This is a genomic window from Shewanella sp. SM23 (assembly GCF_025654295.1).
In the GTDB taxonomy this organism is placed as follows: domain Bacteria; phylum Pseudomonadota; class Gammaproteobacteria; order Enterobacterales; family Shewanellaceae; genus Shewanella; species Shewanella oncorhynchi.
The window spans coordinates 1-19,008 of the sequence record NZ_JAKKRM010000005.1 but is presented as its reverse complement, the minus strand read 5'-3'; the positions used below and the strand labels follow the sequence as shown (position 1 = coordinate 19,008).

The window sequence follows — 19,008 nt, the reverse complement described above, 5'->3', positions numbered from 1 at the left end:
AAATGTCTGCTTCTAAAACTTATGCTTCTAAAATTGGCTGTAATTTTTGCATGTCTAAATGCTCGGCTAACACATCGGCTAAACGATCGAGTTGCTGCTCACGTATTTGATTGATATCTATCGCCTTAGCATCGTTTAATCCCGCCCAGCGCAAAATCAACTGACACGCATCAGGGCTATCAAACAGCCCATGTAAATAAGTGCCAAGGATTTGCCCGTCATCGCTTTGCAGGCCATCAGCAAAGCTCACAGATGTGGATTCAGGGATTAACTGCAAGGGCACATTCGTTTGTTCAAGCCTAGGGATAAGATAGCTTGATTCACCGCAGTGGATTTCATAGCCCTTCACAGCAACCTTTTGCCCAAGTAACGTTAGCTCACCGCTCACTCGCCGTAACTGTTTTTCGGCTTTGAGTTCTGTGCTCAGCGGCAGGTAGCCAAGTCCTGCGGTATCGCCCGCACTGTCTTCAATACCTAAGGGATCGGCAATGCTTTGGCCTAGCATTTGATAGCCGCCACAAACGCCTAGCACTTTTCCGCCGTAACGCAGGTGTGTGGCAATATCTTTATCCCAGCCTTGCTGGCGTAAAAAGGCCAAATCGGCGCGCACATTCTTACTGCCGGGCAAGATCAATACATCGGCGGCGGGCAAATGAGTCGCGTGATTTGCGGCTTGAGTTTGCAACGACACATAATCAAAATCAATATCGGGATGCAGCCGCAGCGGATCAAAATCCGTGTGATTACTGATCCTTGGGTACACTAATACCCGTACTTTTAAGCGGCTGTTAGCGCCTTTAGTCGGCGAGCTTATCAGCGCATCTTCGGCATCGAGATGTAAATCATGCAGATAAGGCAACACGCCTAAAACAGGCTTTTGAGTATAAGCTTCAAGCCAATCGAGGCCAGATTGCAACAGGCTAATATCACCACGGAAACGGTTGATCACAAAGCCCTTTACCCGCGCTTGTTCGGATTCTGATAACAAGGCCAAGGTCCCGACCAAATGGGCAAATACGCCACCTTTATCGATATCGGCAATGATAATCACAGGGCAATCAACGGCTTCGGCAAATCCCATGTTGGCAATATCGCCCTCGCGCAGATTGATCTCCGCCGGACTGCCCGCGCCTTCCACCACTATGGTTTGATACTGGCCACTTAATCGCTCGAAGGATTCCAGCACAGCGCCGAGCGCCATTGCCTTGTAGTCCTTAGATTTAGGCCCAAAAAAGGCCGAGGCTTCGAGTGTTTTCAGGGCTTTGCCATGAACAATAATTTGCGCGCCCGTGTCCGAGCTTGGTTTAAGCAGTATGGGGTTAAAATCGGTATGGGGCTCAAGATAACAGGCCACGGCTTGCAAGGCCTGTGCGCGGCCAATCTCGCCGCCATCAATAGTGACAGCGCTATTGAGCGCCATATTTTGCGGCTTAAAGGGCGCAACCTTAATCCCCTGACGAGCGAGCAAACGACAAATGCCTGCGACTAAGGTACTCTTGCCCGCATCCGATGTTGTGCCCTGCACCATCAAGACTGCCGCGCGCCGAGGTGAATTAACCGCAAGCGTATTAATTGCGGGCGTATTAACTACAGGTGCGTCAGCGGTATCGAGTGCATTTGTACCGCCTGTGTTGTCTGTGTTTGGAGAGGGCATAGGGTTAAAAAACTTATTCTAGTTTGCAGTCATTAACATAACAGCTCAGTCTAAAAATCACTTAAGTAAGCAACTTAAGCTTAAAACGTGGACTGAGCACAAAGTCTAAAGTGGTTTCAATGCTAAGGGTAAACCAGCGACCACTAAGGTGACATTGTCCGCTAAGGTCGCCACGGCTTGATTTAACCAGCCCGCTTCATCGACAAATTGTCGGCTCAACTCACCTAAGGGCACTATGCCAGAACCGACTTCGTTACTGATCAAAATCACCACTCCCTCGAGCTCGATGAGGGAATCCACAAAAGCGGTTTTCTCGTCCTGCCAACTCGCATGAGCTTTATCTTCAGAGATTGAAGTAGCAGAGGTTGAAGTGGCAGAGGTTGAAACGGCAAAGTCAGTCGCATTCCACTCAGTCGGCGCAGGTTCATCATCGATGTTAATGTTCGATGCAAGTAATTGATTCGTTAACCAAAGGGTTAAACAGTCTACTAAAATCACTCGCCCAGGTTTTGCTAACCGTTTTAGCAGTGCAGTGAGGGCGAGCGACTCTTCAAACAATTGCCATTCGATACCATCGTCCGATCGTCCCGCTTGATGCTTGGCGATACGTGTCGCCATTTCATCATCTAGCGCCTGCGCCGTCGCCACATAGCAGGCATCGAAGCCGAGCGCAGTGTACTGACGCACTAAGGCTTCGCCGTAGCGACTCTTACCGCTACGGGCGCCGCCTAGGACGAGGTGGATCACAGTATGTTACCCACAACGAGCAATACAAAATAACACATGATTTCAGATATTTGCTGCGCCGCGCCTAAGGTATCACCCGTGTAACCGCCAATCTGGCGTCTAAAGATCACTATGATCAAACGGCGCAATCCTATCATCACCAATAGCAATGACAATGCCGCTAATCCCTTGAGGAATAACAGCACTAATACGCCACTGGCGATCAGGATAAGCAGCTCATTAATGCCTTGATGTTGCGATAGCGGCTTAGACTTACTGGTCTCGTCATCGCGGACATATTTTTCACTAAAGATGATACTGGCTGATACCACACGGCTCACTGTGTGCGCGACGATAAGTGCAGAACCCGCCACGACAGGATCGTACAGGGCCAACTCGACTAGCAACTGCCATTTCAGCAGCAAGGCCAACATCAGCGCCAGTGCGCCATAACTGCCAAGGCGCGAATCTTTCATGATCCGCAGCTTGTCTTCAGCCGTCCAACCCCCGCCAAAACCGTCGAAGGTATCGGCGAGGCCATCCTCATGGAATCCGCCCGTGAGCAAGACGCCAACCAACATAGCTAAAAGAACAGAAACGCCGGCGGGGAGCCAGTTCTGCGTCAGCCAAAACACTATGGCGCTTAACAAGCCGACCAGAAGACCGACGAGACCGAAATAACGGCTGGCCTTATTCAACTTATCGCTATCGACTTCGACCCACTTAGGCATAGGAATGCGGGTAAAATAGCCCATGGCAACTAAAAATAAATCTATCTCTTTGTGCCAGCTTTCGCGTTCTGACATAAAGCATCCTTAGTGAATTCACACTTGCTGCAAGGTTTAAAATTAAAACGGTTGGCTAAAAGGCTATTATTTTAAATAAGTAAAATAAGCGACTTAGCAGAGCACATCATACAACAGCCTCAATCCCCGCATCACTAAAACTCGCCATTTGATTGTAAAAATTTACTGAGGCTTGAATAAGCGGCAATGCCAAGGCCGCCCCCGTACCTTCGCCTAATCTCAGCCCTAGGGATAATAAAGGTTTAGCCTGCAAAAATTCTAACATTCGCAGATGACCTTGCTCATCGGATTGATGGGCAAAAATCAAATAATCACGCACATTGGGGGCGATTTGCACCGCGACTAATGCCGCCGCTGTCGCGATAAAACCGTCCACGACCACCAGCATTTTACGTTCAGCGGCAGCTAACATAGCACCCGTCATCTGCACAATTTCAAAACCTCCTAGGCAAGCTAACACTGACTTAGGCCCAGTTAAGGCGCTTTGATGCAGCAATAACGCGAGCTCAATCAGCATCAGTTTACGTTCTAAGGTTTCGCTATTAATGCCCGTACCACGGCCGACACAATCAATCACATCCAGCTGCATAATCGCCGCCATAATAGCCGCAGCAGAGGAGGTATTGCCTATGCCCATTTCACCAAAGGCGACTAAGTTACAACCCGCTTGATGGTGACGTTCAATCAAATCGCGCGCTATAGCAAAGCCTTTATCGACGGTTTCAAGCGCCATTGCGGGCTCTAAATGGATTGCACCCGTTCCAGCACCAAGACGTTGATCAATAATGCCTTCAACCCCTTCAACTGGCGTTAAAATACCGCAATCGATCACTTCGAGCTTAAAGCCCACCTGCCGACAAAAAACGTTAATCGCCGCGCCGCCATGGGCAAAGTTTTGCACCATTTGGTGAGTCACTTCGCTAGGGGCAATCGACACGCCTTCTGCGGCAATGCCATGATCCCCCGCAAACACTAACATGGTTGGATGGACTATTTTGAGCACATCCGTTTGTGGCTGCTCCGTTTGTTGCAAATCAGTCGCTTGCACGCGGGCAATCTGCAAAGCTAAGGATTCGAGCTGACCTAAGGCGCCGGGCGGCTTAGTCTTAAGATCAATTTTCTGCAAAATCACCAGATCCTGCGCTTTACTCACAGGGCTTATTTGAAAAGACACGGCTGACTGAGACATCCACACTCCACTTTGTAATCTACATTAAATAACCACAACGCATCCCGCGTTTATGACGAACATGTCCAATTGTGCATTTCCAATCGCGGGTGGGATATCAACAGAAATACTGATTATCCCGCCAGTCTGCACTTACGACATGACTCTGGGATGACGACTTAACTCTGGGTTTACGTCCTGACTAGGTGCCTACGGCATGACCTTGTATTTACGGCATGACTCTACGCTTACGCAAAATCAGCAAAAAGAACATGCTACCTATGGCGGCCGTGATAATGCCCACGGGCAACTCTTGATTGCCCAATAAACAGCGCGCTAATACATCAATCCACACCATAAATAATCCGCCCACCAGCGCCGTTAATAAAATCGGCTGACGACCGGGAAACAGCATGCGTACTGTATGGGGGATCATTAACCCGACAAAACCGATACCGCCACAGGTAGCCACCAAAATAGCGGTAATCAAGGAGCAGAGCAGCAACATATTGAGCCGCAGCTTAGGCACATTCACCCCTAAGGTATGCGCCGTTTCATCCCCCGCCTGCAACGCCATGATCTGCCGTTTCATGCCTAAAATAATGAATAAACTCGCACCAATCACCAGTGTCGGCAGTACTAACAAGGACCAACTGGCCTTTGCAAAACTGCCTAAACTCCAAAACAGCACAGAGGCTGTCGCCTGCGGACTGGCGAAATACAGCAGCAGACTCGTTAATGCGCCGAACATAAAGGAGGTCGCCACACCAGAGAGCAGCATGCGCTCCACTTGGCTATTGAGCCCAAGCCCAGACAAAGCAAGCACTATCAACACCGACAAACTCGCGCCAATAAAAGCGCCCAAGGGCAAGCTAAACCAAAGTAATCCAGACAAGGCACCCGAACCGCTAAAAAGCCCAGAATGTGCCGCCATGCCCGCATTATCAAAAAATCCAGAGCCAGTGAATAAGGTCAACATCACCACAGCGCCAAAGGACGCGCCAGAGCTAATGCCAAACAAATAGGGATCGGCGAGCGGATTGCGAGTCACGGTTTGCAACACACTGCCCGCCAGTGACAAACCCGCTCCCGCCACAAAAGCCAGTAAAATGCGCGGCAACCTGAGCTCCATCACAATGCGCTCAGTAATGCCATTGGCTTGAGTGAGGTTGGCCATTTTATTGATAAACACTTGGATAACATCCATAAAGCTGATGTTCGCCGCGCCAAAACTCGTGGCGGCAATAGGCGTTATCAAAGTGATGATACCTAATACGAGCAGCATCAGTTGTTGTCTCGTCAACGGTGTCACGATACGCCCCAAATATGAGATGAAATATTGTTTACTCCCCTGAGTCATCCACCCTCGCCTCGCTCGTTCAGGCCATGATCTACATGGTGGTAACCATAAAAATAGCTGATTAAGGGCTTTTTATGTTGTGGATGGGGCGATACCTGAGCACACACGCCAAACACATCGCCAATTCGCGCCTCGGTTAATACTTCGGTTGGCGTCCCCATAGCGCTGACTTCCCCGTTATGGATCAACAACAAACTGTCGCACAGGGCACTGGCTAAATTAAGATCATGAATAGAGGCAATCACGCTGATGCCAAGGCTACGCACCAATTCGAGGATTTGAATTTGATAGCGCACATCGAGGTGGTTCGTTGGCTCATCGAGGATTAAAAGCTGCGGCTGCTGCACTATGGCGCGGGCAATCAAGGCGCGTTGCTTTTCACCGCCAGATAAGTGCTCATATTGTTGGTGCATCTTATGGCTCAAGCCGACTTTCTCTAAAGCCTTAGCAATACGCTCAGTATCACAGCTCGAATTGGTATCGAACATGCCCTTGTGGGGCGTTAAGCCCATGCTGACCAATTGCTCTGTGGTGAGGTCAAAATAGTGCGGTGTATCCTGCTGCACTACGGCAACGCGACAGGCAAACGCCTTGGGTGACAAGCGCTCAATATCTTGATCAAAAAGGGTAATTTTGCCCTGAGTCGGGCGAACAAACCGATACAAACAGCGCAACAAGCTAGACTTGCCCGCACCGTTAGGGCCAATCAGCCCCAGCATCTGCCCCGTTGGCAGCGTAAAGTTAATATTGGAAAGAATGGTTTTGCCATCGATACACCAGCTCAACTGGCTCACATTGAGCGCGACTGACGGGCTCAATGACGGGTTAGTGTCATTCACGGGGCTGTTAGTTTGGATTGCGGAAAGTTTCACCTAAGCGGCGCTCCTATCGAGTCCAAACCTGTATAAACAAAGGTTGTGCACATTGTCATCTGCTCCCTCGAGTCACCCGCTCGAGAACTAAGGCTGCACGCAGCGATAACAGAAATAGGCAGGTCTCCTGACTTGTAGGGAAGAAGATTCGAGATCTTTTTCACTACTCACAGTTGCGGGCACAGTTCGGGCTGACTAACAAGCAGCTCCCCGATTCCCTATTATGTTTGGGTTGATATGCTCTTTGTTAACAACGCCACTATTAATTAAAACAGCGGAGCGATTCGAACAAAGAGAGTCTATTCCCAACACCTATTTCTGCGACGTTATCACTCATTGCGCATGTAATACGCTATCTCGTTCAAACGTCAGGGAAAAGCATTATCCTACATCTATCCCATTAGGCAATGCTGTTTAAATCAGAATATTTTCATGTCAGCTTATTCTCGCCAAACGATCACGCCTAAACCATAGCGCATAGGTCGTGAAATAAGGCCTCAACACGTGCGCCCACTCGGCCAATCTAAACGCCAATAGCAGGCACCCTGTTCATCTTGCAGCACATTAATGCTCACCACGGCCGCCACGGGTAAATCGAGTTGACTATAAAACCCTACCGCCCGTTCAACTCCTAAGGCACGCGCCATTAAGTGACGGATCACCCCGCCGTGGGTCACGACCCACACTTGAGTGGCTGGCATATTGTCAGTGGTTTCATTAATGGCACTGTTTTCATTACCCATTTTATGTGAGTCAAGGGCCAATCGTTCAAACTCGGCGGCGAGTATCTGGTCAATAGTCCCATTCACCCGCGACTCAAAACTTGCCATAGTTTCACCATTAGGCGGCGGAGTTTGCCAAGGGTCTTGCCAATACGCCGCTAAGCGTTCGCCCTCTTGTTGATACAGTTCATCGAGCCGACAACCGTCCCAATCACCAAAATCAATTTCCTGTAAACCCGACAAACACTGCGCCTGCAATGGCCTTGACTCAGATATCAGTGCCGCCGTCGAATGCAACTCGGCGACAAAAGCGTGGGCAAAATCGGCGCAGCGGCGTGAAGTCGAGCTGTAAATCGCACTACACACGCTGGCCTGTGACTCAACTGCTGCCGACATTTGTTGCCAACCCTTTTCGCTCAAAGGCACATCCACACGACCCCGCAAAATAGCGCCGCCTTCACACTCACCGTGGCGTAACAATAACAATCGAACTTGTTTCATATATGCCTTTTTAGTTAGGGACTAGATGCTAGGAACTCAAGCCAAGGGCCTAAATTCTTGATTCTCGATTCTCGCTCCTAATGCCTTTGACTTTCATCTTGCCCTGACAATCATAAGTCGCGTATTATGGACGTCTATACGTTTAAATGTCCAAAACAAATTTTTAAGAACAAGTATTCAAAAAATATCGGCAGACGACAATAAAATGCACTTAGCATAACAATGGCCGATTTTTGGACTTAACTTAGCTGTATTTAAGGTAATTATTTATGACGATACCCTCAACCAAAGCCAGCCAAATATTAGCAGACATTCGCAAACAGCTTGCAGAGCGCATTCTGATCTTAGACGGTGCCATGGGCACTATGATCCAAGGCTACAAGCTGGAAGAAGAGGACTATCGCGGCGAACGTTTTAAAGATTGGCATACAGATGTCAAAGGTAACAACGACCTCTTGGTCTTGTCGCAACCCCACATCATCAAACAAATTCACACCGACTACTTAAATGCCGGTGCCGACATCATTGAAACCAACACTTTTAACGCCACCACCATCGCCATGGCCGATTACGACATGCAGTCGCTGTCCGCCGAAATTAACTTAGTCGGCGCGCGCCTCGCCCGTGAAGCCTGTGATGAAGCCTTTGCTGCAACAGGCATTCCACGCTACGTCGCCGGTGTGTTAGGCCCCACTAACCGTACGTGTTCGATTAGCCCTGATGTGAACGACCCAGGCTACCGCAACGTCAGCTTCGATGAGTTAGTGACTGCTTACAAAGAATCCACTAAGGCGCTGATTGAAGGCGGCGCGGATATCATTATGGTCGAGACCATATTCGATACCTTAAACGCCAAGGCTGCGCTGTTTGCGATTGAATCCGTATTCGATGACTTATTCGGTCAGCATTCTAAAGACAGATTGCCGATCATGATTTCGGGCACCATTACCGATGCCTCTGGCCGCACACTGACTGGCCAAACGACCGAAGCCTTTTACAATTCCCTTCGCCATATCAAGCCCTTATCTATCGGTCTTAACTGTGCACTTGGGCCAAAAGAATTACGCCCCTATGTGGAAGAATTATCCCGCATCAGTGAGTGTTATGTGTCGGCGTATCCGAATGCGGGCCTGCCGAACGAGTTTGGCGGTTACGATGAAACCCCAGAAGACATGGCGAACGTGATCGAAGATTGGGCGCGCGAAGGCATGCTTAATATTATCGGGGGTTGTTGTGGTAGTACGCCTGAACATATCCGCGTGATCCGCGAAGCGGTGAGCCGTCACGATCCACGTATTTTGCCGGACATTCCGGTCGCTTGCCGCTTGGCAGGTTTGGAACCACTGACTATCGACGCCCAATCCCTGTTCGTTAACGTGGGTGAGCGCACCAACGTTACAGGCTCGGCCAAGTTTTTAAAGTTGATCAAAGAAGGCAAGTTTGAGCAAGCGCTCGATGTCGCCCGCGAGCAGGTCGAAAGCGGCGCGCAAATCATCGACATCAACATGGACGAAGGCATGCTCGATGGCGCCGAGATCATGCACAAGTTTTTAAACTTGATAGCCTCTGAGCCCGACATCAGCCGCGTACCTATTATGATCGACTCCTCTAAGTGGGAAGTCATCGAAGCTGGCCTCAAATGTATTCAAGGCAAGGGCATAGTTAACTCTATTTCCCTCAAAGAAGGCGAAGCCAAGTTTATTGAGCAAGCCACCTTAGTGAAACGCTACGGTGCGGCGGCCATTATCATGGCGTTCGACGAGCAAGGTCAGGCCGACACTAAGGCGCGTAAAATCGAAATCTGTACCCGCGCCTATCGGGTGCTGGTCGACAAGGTCGGCTTTCCGCCAGAAGACATCATCTTCGACCCGAACATTTTCGCCATCGCCACGGGTATTGATGAACACGACAACTATGCCGTCGATTTTATTGATGCCATTAAAGCGATTAAAGCCACCCTGCCCCACGCAATGATTTCGGGCGGCGTGTCGAACGTGTCGTTCTCGTTCCGCGGTAACAACCCAGTGCGCGAAGCGATCCACGCCGTTTTCCTCTACCACGCCATCAAAGTCGGCATGGACATGGGCATTGTCAACGCGGGTCAGTTAGCCATTTACGACGATATCGATCCTGAGCTTAAAGTGCGGGTCGAAAACGTGGTGCTTAACTTGCCCTGCCCAGTTGAAGGCTCAAGCAATACCGAGCAGTTACTTGAAATTGCGGAGAAATTCCGCGGTGATGGTGCACAGGTCGGCAAAAAAGAAGATTTAGAATGGCGCAGCTGGCCGGTGAGCCAACGCTTATCCCATGCGCTCGTCAAAGGCATTACCGAATTTATTGATGAAGATACCGAAGCCGCTCGCCAAGAAGCGAAACGTCCGCTGGATGTGATTGAAGGCGCCTTGATGGACGGCATGAACGTGGTCGGCGACTTGTTCGGCTCAGGCAAAATGTTCCTGCCGCAGGTGGTGAAATCGGCGCGGGTGATGAAAAAAGCCGTGGCTTACTTAAACCCCTATATTGAGCTAGAAAAGGTCGAAGGCCAATCTAACGGCAAGATTTTGATGGTGACAGTAAAAGGTGACGTGCACGATATCGGCAAAAATATCGTCGGCGTGGTGCTCGCCTGTAACGGTTTTGAGGTATTCGATTTAGGTGTGATGGTGTCGGTGGAGCGAATTCTCGACGCCGTGAAAGAACACAATATCGATATCATCGGCATGTCGGGCCTCATCACGCCGAGTCTGGACGAGATGGTGCATAACGTGAAGACCTTCCACCGCGAAGGCTTAACGATTCCAGCAATTATCGGCGGCGCGACTTGCTCTAAAATCCACACAGCGGTGAAAATTGCGCCCCATTATCCCCATGGCGCCATTTATATTGCCGATGCGTCCCGCGCCGTGCCTATGGTGAGTAAGCTCATCAACAACGAGACTCGCCAAGCGACCATAGACGAAACCTATGCCGAATACGACGACATGCGCACTAAGCGCCTATCCCAAGCCAAGCGCAAAGAGATAGTCTCACTCGAAGCGGCCCGTGAAAACCGCTGCCAACACGATTGGGCCAATTACACCCCGTTCACGCCAAACGTGCTCGGTCGCCAAGTGTTTGATAATTATCCGTTAGAAGATTTAGTCGAGCGTATCGACTGGACACCGTTTTTCCGCTCGTGGGAATTGCACGGCCATTACCCTGAAATCCTTACCGATAAAGTCGTCGGCGTCGAGGCGCAAAAGCTGTTCGCCGATGGTCAGGCCATGCTCAAACAAATCATCGAAGAAAAGTGGCTCACGGCGAAAGCGGTTATCGGCTTATTCCCAGCCAATACCGTCAATTACGACGACATTGAGCTCTACACAGATGAGTCACGCACCACAGTCGAAATGACCACGCATCACCTGCGGATGCAGCTTGAACGTGTCGGCAACGACAACTTCTGCCTATCCGACTTTGTTGCGCCAAAAGACTCAGGCGTCGCCGATTACATGGGCGGCTTTGCGGTGACCACAGGCCACGGCATAGACGAACATGTGGCACGTTTTGAAGCCAACCACGACGACTACAACGCCATCATGCTCAAATGCTTAGCCGACCGTTTGGCCGAAGCCTTTGCCGAGCGGATGCACGAACGGGTACGTAAAGAGTTTTGGGGTTATGCGGCCGACGAGCAGTTAAGCAACGAAGCCTTAATCCGCGAGAAATACAAAGGCATACGCCCAGCACCGGGTTACCCAGCTTGCCCAGACCACACAGAAAAAGGCTTGTTATGGGACTTGCTCAAGCCCGATGAGACTATCGACTTGAACATCACCGAAAGCTACGCCATGTTCCCCACAGCGGCAGTATCGGGCTGGTATTTCGCCCACCCGAAATCCCGCTACTTTGGCGTGAGTAACATAGGCCGCGATCAAGTGGAAGATTATGCGAAGCGTAAAGGGATGAGCATTGCGGAAACGGAGAAGTGGCTGGCGCCAGTGTTGGATTATGATCCTGAATAGGGAGTGACCCAGAGTAGTCATTGGTACTCGTTAATGCCCAAGTTTCACTTGGGGAATTAAGCAAAACGTAGAATCAAGGGGCTGAGTTATCACTCCTTAATTTTTGGTTTTAATTTTTAAATTTAAAATCAAAATCAAAGTCGTGGAATTCCATTCCACACCAGGGCAAGAAGGGGATCAACAGCAATCCCCCTCTTGCATCTCCCCTTGCCGCCCCTAGCGAAGTTACATGCATTAGTTACTGGCTTCGTGCTTATTCGAAAATAGCTAACGCTTCCGATGGGGCGTCCCTTCCCCCCGAAAGCTACGCAGACGTCCTGTCTGCGTCACGCGATTTCCTTCAACGCCCTTCAGCAACTTCGCAGGGGATCGGTGAACTTCTGTGAGATTAGAGTTAACTTTTCGCATTGAAAGAATTATGCCAACGCCACAAGCCTTATTACCCTCAACTTACCAATTTATATAGTAGACTCAAGCTTATTATTGATACTTCTATAAACTAAATATAAGTGTATCAACTCAACCAAAGCTAAATTAACTATTACGACAGTGAAATATTGAAGATGACCCATAGCCCATAAGTTAAATAAAAATAAAACTTCTATAAGTCGAAATTTAGACCATTTAAAGTAATTTGACGGATAATCTTTACCTATAAGCATAGGTAACAGTTTCAAATTAAAAGTGACTGCAATAGCAATATGCACACAGAGCATGCTAAGTAAAGAAAACAATAATTTAAAGCTAAAAATATTCATCTGCATAAAAATCGATTCAGACTTAAATTCAACCAAAAAATCAACAGCAAGGCCGATAACAAGTGTCAAAGCAAGCACTATGCTCATACCCAAAAAACTAATTTTTTTCATAAAAAACTCTTAAATCATCCCTAAAATAAATCAATAAACACAGTCAGCGAAACGTCTTGAAAGTGAAGTTAACCCAATAAATTCAAACTTTTATAATTTTTCACAAGTATATTAAAAACAAAGAACAAGGTCAGAAACATGAGTGTTTTTACAAAGATATCGATAAAACGTAATGGACTCATCCCGCCAGCTAATAACACATCGAAAACAGGCAGTGATGGCAGCACAACAAATGTAAAAAATGAAGTACCTAACACAGAGTAAATAAAATACCTTGGATACCCAACTCGATTAATAATCAAAGCACATGCTAAAGAAAATATGATCATCAGTGGAAGATGTATCCAAAAGCAAAATACAACCATCCCCAAGTTTTCACTTAATGCTTTTACATTGAAAGATAACAGTAAATCCCACCACCATTTGCTATCGACAGACAACCCACTTCCATGCATAAATATCGACACAGCTATGCCGAAGATAATCACTAAAAACTTCAATTTACCTCCAATGGAATGCACTCTATTCAGAGTTACACTGGCCTCAATTTCAAATTAAAAATCTACATCAAGGTCGTGGGGCTTCACCCCCTGATTTTTTTATCAAGAGTCGACCAAGGAGGACTGCTCGTCCCATCCTCCTTGGATTATCCAAGACGCCCTAGCGAAGTTACATGCAATTAGATACTAGCCTTGGTCTTATGGATAAATTGCTATCGCTTCCGAAGGCAACGTCCCTGTACCTACGAAAGCTAGCCGGTCATCCATGACCGGACTCACGCAATTTATTCCAACGCTTGCGGCAACTTCACAGGGGATCGGTATTCTGCAGCTATAGTTATAATAAAGTAAATATATCTGCTAGAAAAAGAAAGGCTGCCTATTGGCAGCCTTTTTTACCCTTTCTTCTGTGTGTGCCTTTCGGCCAATGCAGCCATATATCTAGCTACACGTATACTTACAAGTAAGCAAAAAGACTTGCCTATTTATGCTAAAAATCTAGACATATTTAGGGTTGCCTTCTTAGAAATGGGACTATAAGATATAACAATTAGTATGTAGGATTCAACTCTTTTTTGAGCAAAATCTTCCTAATATTAATATTATTCCAATCAGTAAACCAATGATTGGCTTCCGAATAATTAATAGCGTCTAAAATACAATTATTTTTATCGACATTACTCTTAGGTATAGCAAATGAAATTTGCGACACTTTTGCTTTGAAATCAGCATTATCGAAGAATTTATTTAAGAATTCAACTTTCCTAGTTTTATCAATCGAAGGGCAAGCCATATAATCTAATGTTAAGTGTATTAATTCAGAAGATGCATAGCCATATTCAGAAATCAAAAACAAAATGCGAGCCTCACACTCATTAACTATTTCAGGAATTAGAAAATTTAAAATTTTGCTTTTGACAACCAAAGTCATTAAACAAACAAAATCAAAATACGAAAAATCTGAAACTTTCCTTAAGATATTGTAATCAACAAGATCTAATAGACCTTCAAATTTTACATTAATATATTGAAGCGTCATAGTAAGATTATACAATTCTATCTTAGAACTACTTTTCACCCCAATGTCTGTTCGTTCTATTTTACTTTTAAGAAAGTGGCAACCTCTATCTAAAAAATATAGATGATGCAACTGAGACCTTTCCTTAAAGAAATCATTCAATACTATTAACGTGAAACAGAATGAAAAAGATGACGTAGTTCTTCGGTCTAAAGAGTAGAAATACAGAAGCAAATCAAAATATGTCGCTAAATATTCAAACATATCATCATTTATCAAGACAGCATGATTAATGACTTTATCTATCATTCCGAAAATTATATTTTTAATTGTCTTCTGCAAGTAAGGGGTTACGTCTGAAATCTTCACTTTTTCTTCTGATATAATTGCTTTAATCTCTCTGACCGTATTAGATACCAATCTAACTCTTTCATTCCGACCAAAAAAAGGAACTCGAATTTGAATAAGTCCAATAGTAGACAACTTACTTATTGAGTGATCAAGCTTTTTAATTGACACTCTAATTTTATCTATTGCAATATCTTTCGAAGTATAGAAGGGCCGCTCATGTAAAAAACGCTTACTTTCGTTAATAGATAGCTTAAAGAAAAACAGACTATCTGCTAATAAATATTCAATTTCATTAAGATGTTCGATTCTATTTGAAAATATAAAGTAATCATCAACATACCGAAGAAGCACATAATCACGCCCTTTAACCACCCCAATGTTATTTAATTTTGAAATAGCATCATCTTCAACTTTCTGTAAAATTACCTCACTAAAAATTCTAGAAATTTCAGGGCCAATTATAATCCCATTTGTTTCATTAAAATTAATTCTTTGCATGAGCTTATCAAATTTATTTTCAAAATTATCAACTCCAACACTTTTCTTTGAAAATAATTTATCTTTAACCGCCCAACAAATTGAGTGTGTATATATCGATTCAAAACATGATTGAATATCAAGCTTTAGTAGATACTTAAAGTCAGCCTCAAGCTCAATAAATTCGTTAGATGAAGTAAATAAATTTATGTGTGAATATCTATCATATGCAAAAAATGAGTTTTGAAATGAATTTTCATTCTGATTATCTTTATGCTCAACATCATCAGACTTCAGTTCAGACTCAACCTTGTTATATCTACTACTATAATACTTAGATGCTAATTTAATCGGCCGACGGAGTGAGCATCCACTAAAATCACAAGATTCAATCATCCTAAATTTATATTTATCATAAAAACTAACAAAATCTATTTGCAAACCAGGATGTATTAACGCCAATCTTCTTTCAGAATTCTCATCCTTATCAATTTTAAATGAGTATGGAATTGTATATCCATCTTTTTTTAGAGATAAAATTGAATTTAAAAAACCAGAAGGAATTTTAGATTTTACATTCTTATAAAAACCTTCATTTGAGAAAACCAATGGTGTTTCAAAAGGAGTTAGCTCAGTAGCTATAACCCTATTTTCATCTAAGTAATCAACGTTTGACTTATTCATTAGACCAACACCTTTTAACTCTGTTTATATTTGAGAAGTAGTAATATGGTTTTGACTTATAAGACTCTAGAAATGAGACGTTTTTAACAAAATTAAGACCCTTTTGGCTTAGCATCGAAAATGGAATCAACTTATTCACTCTAAAACTTTTAGAATAAATTATTTTTTTATAAAAATTATCAAGCTCTCTTAAACCATCAGAGTTACTTGGGTTAATATTTCTATAACTTGAATAGAACCCGACAGTATATGCCAGCCCATTACTCAATTGTATAAACCTATTTCCAGTAAGATATTTAATTCTTGTAATCAACAATCTTTCATCTTTGTTTTTACCGTAATCCATAAAGCTTTTAACCAATCTAGACTTGATCTTCTCAACTTTATTATCTGAAAAATCTATCTTAATTAACCTTTTCTTATTGGCAGTAAATTTGTATCCTAAATAACTAAAAGTCCATTCAGCATCATCAACAAAAGATACTTCTGACTTTTTATCTTTTCGTTCGTGAAGAATCATTCCAACAGGCAATTTAGATTGTACAATGTCCTTAAAATTTTCAACTTTTTTATAAGAAAAAACAATTATATCATCAACAAATCGTGCGTAATAATAAACACCATCGATCCTTCTAATAACCTTATCAAAATCGAGTAAGTAATACTCGGCCAGTGCAGCACTCAAACTTGTTCCTCTACCTACTCCGAAAATGCCCTTATCTTCGATACCCTTGAGATACATTCTAACTAATGCTTTACTATTTGGGGATATAGCAGGGTCACTAATTACCATACGATAAATATACTCAGGATGTATTGACTCATAAAACTTTTTAATATCGTATCTAAAAACATACTTTTCTGAGTTTTCTCCGAGCATTTGTACCACATTAGCAACAATCTTATGCCTATTCCCTTGTTTTACCTCATACAACTCTTTTAACAATTCTGACACATGGTTAATCACTAACTTTGAATGCTCATCGTTTATGGATAAAATTGGTTTACCTCTAAAGTTTAAAATACTAAAACCGTCAGAAATAGAACGAGAACCGGCAACAATTTCAAAAGCATAAGGAATACATAACGGTGAGTATTTAAACTTATCGCACAAATTAACAAACCTCACTCTTGTTAAATACTGTGACTTATATTTATCAGACATAACTTACCTCAAAATTTTAATAGTTACATTTCATAAAAATTTTACAGTATAAGTATTCAATAAGTTTGCAGTAGTATTAACTCTGCATTCCCTATACGATTACTTACTAGATAGTATCAATTCTCCTGAATCATACGCCCTATCAAATTCTGCTTTTGCATCGGCTTTGTGGTTGATGCAGTTGACCATGTGTTCATCGGACTTAAAGTTTTTACAGTCTTCGGGGACTAGATAATACTTGCGCCATGCTTCGGCTTTGCGTATTCGAGCGGCCTCGTTTTGCTTGGCTAGTCTGGATTTTTCAGCCGCGTTGTGTTGTAACTCTTGCTGAATCTGATACTCAGCAAGCTGGCGATCTTTCGTAGCCTGCTGGCGAGCAAGTTCCGTTTGCTTTTGTTGCATAGCAAACTCATTAAGCCCTTGTGTCAGGCGGTATTCGACATAACTCAAATAGCCAATTCGCACCAACAAAGTGACTAAGCTCGCTAGCAAGATACCTAAGGTAATTTGTAGTATTAGTTTCATTGCAGCTCACATAACCCTAACTAAACTGAACCTAATGCTTTATCTGTTGCTGTCACTAATTCAGTAATAAACCGAATACACTTATCCACTTCATCACGCTTAATAATTTGAGGTGTTCCTATTTCAACCTGCGCACGATGAACCGCATCTCCACGCTTTCTTAGCCAAGTATTAAGGGTTTCTCTCGCTTGTTTAGGGATGTAATTCGGCCATTTCCAATGCTCTGTAACATCAATCCCGAAAAACTCTTCAAAAATTTGCTTCGTTTTAGCGGAGTCTGGGTTATGAAACATTTTCAAGCGGGTAGAAAACTGCAAATAAATCGGGCCACCCAAGATAAAACAAGAACATAATGCACTTTCTGTTAGCATTCAAGTGACGAAAAGTCACTTAGCCGTTAAAAGGCTAGCGAGGTAGGGTTCCAAAGGATGATGACTAACTAAATTGACCTATTTGGCTGAAAAAACGATATTTTTAGTAAAAAAAGCCCAACCCATTGCCTCGTTGGAGGTCTTGAAGGAACGAGCAATGAAACAGGCTTGAAATCAGCCAGCGTTAAGGTACCGACAGCATTTAGCAAAGTGCCGTCGTCGCTTCTCTAAATGCTCGCAGTAATCGGTCAGTTCTTGCAGCGTCCCCACTGGACCACGAAAGAGCTTGCCAAACTCAGTGGTCAGTTTTAACCAATTTTCATGGGATATATTTAATCTTGTCAGTAAGTTGGCGCTATTTTCACTTATTGCACCACGCTTGTCGTTGCGGATGATCCGCCCTGTATCCTCAACTAACTCAAGATAATCCTTGAGTGTAAACGCGATTCCATTAGGTTGGTTATCGCGTTCATTACCAATGAAAGGCAGTAGATTGTTAGGCTGTTCACCTTTCAATGCTGCCCGAATGCGTAGCTGAATGCTGGTATGATCTGATTGTTCTGGCATGTCAGCCATTTTGGCTCTGATGGGATTCAAATCAACATAGGTCATACAGGCTAAAACAGCAGCTTCATCAAGTAGAGCCTGTGACTTAAAGCGACCTTCCCAGAAACGACCACTACAGTTATCTTCTTGATTTGCTTGTCTTGCTATCGGTTCGTTTAAGCAACGCATGAACCAACTGATATCACATAAACGGCTACGGTAAATTGCTATGGCATGCTTTAGCCTGAGGACTTGGTGAGGTTCAACCAACTCACCTTTAGCGAATTTTTGCGTTAATTCATCACCTTTAAATAGCTTATGCCACTGCTCAAGCACTTCGCGATCAGTCCAACGATTAGCACAGTCGATATCCACCCGTAACACCACATGCAAATGATTCGACATCACCGCAAAGGCCGCTACATCAATAGCAAAAACCGCCTCAAGTTCAAACAGTAGCGATTCTACCCAAGCGCGGCGATGGTCATAGTTTTTACCCGAGTAACTATCATCACCGCATAAAAATGCACGCCGAACAACGCGACTACAACAATGATAGAAGGGTGTGTCTTCAACACTAATCTGAGTTCTTCTAGGCCTCGGCATAGCAACTCCTCCACATAAACACTTTTACTGAGTCTAGTAGAGGAGCCTAAATAACGCGATTTGTAATGGGTGGCTTGATTTTG

The 19,008-nt window shown here is 44.6% G+C and carries 15 protein-coding genes and 1 riboswitch; of the genes, 1 reads left to right on the top strand and 14 read right to left on the bottom strand.

The features are described from left to right. Positions 1–19 precede the first annotated feature (19 nt). The 7 genes from L5L98_RS08135 to L5L98_RS08105 all read right to left on the bottom strand — a co-directional run bounded on the left by L5L98_RS08135 (position 20) and on the right by L5L98_RS08105 (position 7,809). Entirely contained in the window at positions 20–1,654 is a 1,635-nt protein-coding gene (locus tag L5L98_RS08135) for a cobyric acid synthase (RefSeq protein ID WP_263139925.1), read from the bottom strand. A gap of 105 nt (positions 1,655–1,759) precedes the next feature. Further along, positions 1,760–2,401, bottom strand: a complete 642-nt coding sequence (gene cobU / locus L5L98_RS08130; protein WP_263139923.1) for a bifunctional adenosylcobinamide kinase/adenosylcobinamide-phosphate guanylyltransferase — start codon at positions 2,399–2,401, stop codon at positions 1,760–1,762. Beyond that, complete coding sequence (locus tag L5L98_RS08125; RefSeq protein WP_212599388.1) at positions 2,398–3,186, bottom strand: adenosylcobinamide-GDP ribazoletransferase; 789 nt, start codon at positions 3,184–3,186, stop codon at positions 2,398–2,400. The genes cobU and L5L98_RS08125 overlap by 4 nt, the downstream gene beginning before the upstream one ends. Positions 3,187–3,292: 106 nt before the next feature. Continuing rightward, a complete protein-coding gene (gene cobT / locus L5L98_RS08120) occupies positions 3,293–4,375 on the bottom strand; it encodes a nicotinate-nucleotide--dimethylbenzimidazole phosphoribosyltransferase (protein ID WP_263139918.1) in 1,083 nt (360 codons plus the stop codon). A 208-nt stretch (positions 4,376–4,583) separates the two neighbouring features. Then, positions 4,584–5,714, bottom strand: a complete 1,131-nt coding sequence (locus L5L98_RS08115) for a FecCD family ABC transporter permease (RefSeq protein ID WP_263139917.1) — start codon at positions 5,712–5,714, stop codon at positions 4,584–4,586. After that, on the bottom strand, positions 5,711–6,586 hold the full coding sequence (locus L5L98_RS08110) for an ABC transporter ATP-binding protein (RefSeq protein ID WP_263139915.1): 876 nt from the start codon (positions 6,584–6,586) through the stop codon (positions 5,711–5,713). The genes L5L98_RS08115 and L5L98_RS08110 overlap by 4 nt, the downstream gene beginning before the upstream one ends. A gap of 99 nt (positions 6,587–6,685) precedes the next feature. After that, a riboswitch (cobalamin riboswitch) is annotated at positions 6,686–6,862 on the bottom strand. 221 nt (positions 6,863–7,083) lie between these two features. Further along, positions 7,084–7,809: a histidine phosphatase family protein gene (locus L5L98_RS08105; RefSeq protein WP_263139912.1), complete on the bottom strand. Its 726-nt coding sequence runs from the start codon at positions 7,807–7,809 to the stop codon at positions 7,084–7,086. Positions 7,810–8,078: 269 nt separating this feature from the next. On the opposite strand from L5L98_RS08105, the gene metH reads away from it, so the two are divergent. Beyond that, positions 8,079–11,813 carry a methionine synthase gene (metH, locus tag L5L98_RS08100; protein WP_263139909.1) on the top strand — a complete coding sequence of 1,245 codons (3,735 nt, stop codon included), beginning with the start codon at positions 8,079–8,081 and terminating at the stop codon, positions 11,811–11,813. A 458-nt stretch (positions 11,814–12,271) separates the two neighbouring features. Here the strand turns inward: metH and L5L98_RS08095 are convergent, their stop codons facing one another. From L5L98_RS08095 to L5L98_RS08065, 7 genes are all read right to left on the bottom strand, one after another. Beyond that, entirely contained in the window at positions 12,272–12,682 is a 411-nt protein-coding gene (locus tag L5L98_RS08095; RefSeq protein ID WP_263139906.1) for a hypothetical protein, read from the bottom strand. Between the two features lie 68 nt (positions 12,683–12,750). Then, positions 12,751–13,182, bottom strand: a complete 432-nt coding sequence (locus L5L98_RS08090) for a hypothetical protein (protein WP_263139904.1) — start codon at positions 13,180–13,182, stop codon at positions 12,751–12,753. A 550-nt stretch (positions 13,183–13,732) separates the two neighbouring features. Next, on the bottom strand, positions 13,733–15,712 hold the full coding sequence (gene drt3b / locus L5L98_RS08085; protein ID WP_263139902.1) for an antiviral reverse transcriptase Drt3b: 1,980 nt from the start codon (positions 15,710–15,712) through the stop codon (positions 13,733–13,735). Beyond that, the gene (gene drt3a, locus L5L98_RS08080; RefSeq protein WP_263139900.1) at positions 15,705–16,877 is read right to left on the bottom strand and encodes an antiviral reverse transcriptase Drt3a; all 1,173 of its coding nucleotides are present in this window, start codon (positions 16,875–16,877) and stop codon (positions 15,705–15,707) included. Before drt3a ends, drt3b begins: the two co-directional genes overlap by 8 nt. Positions 16,878–16,976: 99 nt before the next feature. Next, entirely contained in the window at positions 16,977–17,402 is a 426-nt protein-coding gene (locus tag L5L98_RS08075; protein ID WP_263139896.1) for a hypothetical protein, read from the bottom strand. 20 nt (positions 17,403–17,422) lie between these two features. Then, entirely contained in the window at positions 17,423–17,773 is a 351-nt protein-coding gene (locus tag L5L98_RS08070) for a HEPN domain-containing protein (RefSeq protein WP_263139894.1), read from the bottom strand. A gap of 174 nt (positions 17,774–17,947) precedes the next feature. Next, complete coding sequence (locus L5L98_RS08065; RefSeq protein ID WP_263139892.1) at positions 17,948–18,925, bottom strand: transposase; 978 nt, start codon at positions 18,923–18,925, stop codon at positions 17,948–17,950. Between the last annotated feature and the right edge of the window lie 83 nt (positions 18,926–19,008).

Bases quoted from the DNA above. Each gene is read 5' to 3' on its own strand.
- cobT (WP_263139918.1), bottom strand. From the start codon at position 4,375: ATGTCTCAGTCAGCCGTGTCTTTTCAAATAAGCCCTGTGAGTAAAGCG.
- L5L98_RS08125 (WP_212599388.1), bottom strand. From the start codon at position 3,186: ATGTCAGAACGCGAAAGCTGGCACAAAGAGATAGATTTATTTTTAGTT.
- L5L98_RS08095 (WP_263139906.1), bottom strand. From the start codon at position 12,682: ATGAAAAAAATTAGTTTTTTGGGTATGAGCATAGTGCTTGCTTTGACA.
- L5L98_RS08065 (WP_263139892.1), bottom strand. From the start codon at position 18,925: ATGCCGAGGCCTAGAAGAACTCAGATTAGTGTTGAAGACACACCCTTC.
- L5L98_RS08105 (WP_263139912.1), bottom strand. From the start codon at position 7,809: ATGAAACAAGTTCGATTGTTATTGTTACGCCACGGTGAGTGTGAAGGC.
- drt3a (WP_263139900.1), bottom strand. From the start codon at position 16,877: ATGTCTGATAAATATAAGTCACAGTATTTAACAAGAGTGAGGTTTGTT.
- L5L98_RS08115 (WP_263139917.1), bottom strand. From the start codon at position 5,714: ATGACTCAGGGGAGTAAACAATATTTCATCTCATATTTGGGGCGTATC.
- drt3b (WP_263139902.1), bottom strand. From the start codon at position 15,712: ATGAATAAGTCAAACGTTGATTACTTAGATGAAAATAGGGTTATAGCT.
- metH (WP_263139909.1), top strand. From the start codon at position 8,079: ATGACGATACCCTCAACCAAAGCCAGCCAAATATTAGCAGACATTCGC.
- L5L98_RS08135 (WP_263139925.1), bottom strand. From the start codon at position 1,654: ATGCCCTCTCCAAACACAGACAACACAGGCGGTACAAATGCACTCGAT.
- L5L98_RS08075 (WP_263139896.1), bottom strand. From the start codon at position 17,402: ATGAAACTAATACTACAAATTACCTTAGGTATCTTGCTAGCGAGCTTA.
- L5L98_RS08070 (WP_263139894.1), bottom strand. From the start codon at position 17,773: ATGCTAACAGAAAGTGCATTATGTTCTTGTTTTATCTTGGGTGGCCCG.